This window comes from Vibrio sp. 1580 (genome assembly GCF_033340055.1).
Genome location: NZ_JAWOVT010000175.1, coordinates 1 through 817, shown reverse-complemented (window position 1 = coordinate 817; position 817 = coordinate 1). Strand labels below are relative to the sequence as shown.

Genomic DNA, 817 nt, shown 5'->3' with positions numbered 1-817 from the left:
ACGCCGTGTTTGGTAACCCTATCGGGCACAGCAAGTCGCCATTTATCCATCCACTCTTTGCTCGTCAAACTAATCAGTCCCTAACATACACCGCAGAGTGTGCGCCTGTGGGTGGATTTATCGAGGCGGCGAAAGCATTTTTTGCTGACGGCGGCAAAGGCTGTAACGTGACCTTGCCTTTTAAAGAAGATGCCTATCAATTTGCTAGCCGTTTGACCGAGCGTGCTCAGCTTGCTGGAGCAGTGAATACACTTAAGAAGCTTGATGATGGTGAAATCATTGGTGATAACACTGATGGTGCAGGCTTAGTGCAGGACTTGTTGCAACATCAAGTCGTTTTAGAAGGCGCACGTATCCTGATCATAGGAGCTGGTGGTGCCGCTCGAGGTGTGATTAAACCATTGCTCGATCAAAAACCAACATCTCTAACGATAACTAATCGTACATTTTCCAAAGCCGAAGAATTGGCAGAATTGTTTTCTGCGTATGGCCCTGTTACAGCAAAAGAGATGAATACCATTGCTGAAGAGTTCGATGTCATAATCAACTCTACGTCTGCATCATTGAGTGGTGAGTTACCTGCGATCTCTTCCTCGGTGTTCGCCGCCAATAGTACAAGCTACGACATGATGTATGGCAAAGGTGATACCACATTTAACCAATGGGCTAAGCAACACGGTGCGGCACATGCTTATGATGGTTTAGGTATGTTAGTTGGCCAAGCTGCTGAGAGTTTTATGTTATGGCGCGGTCTTCGTCCTGGGGCCAAACAGATTTTGCGTGAATTAAGAAAGAACCTTGAAGGTCAATAAGCGAT

1 protein-coding gene is annotated in these 817 nt (G+C 46.4%); it reads left to right on the top strand.

Translation table 11 applies throughout. The features are described from left to right. The coding region (gene aroE, locus R7093_RS24820; RefSeq protein ID WP_318146964.1) for a shikimate dehydrogenase at positions 1-812 on the top strand (812 nt) is incomplete at its 5' end. Between the last annotated feature and the right edge of the window lie 5 nt (positions 813-817).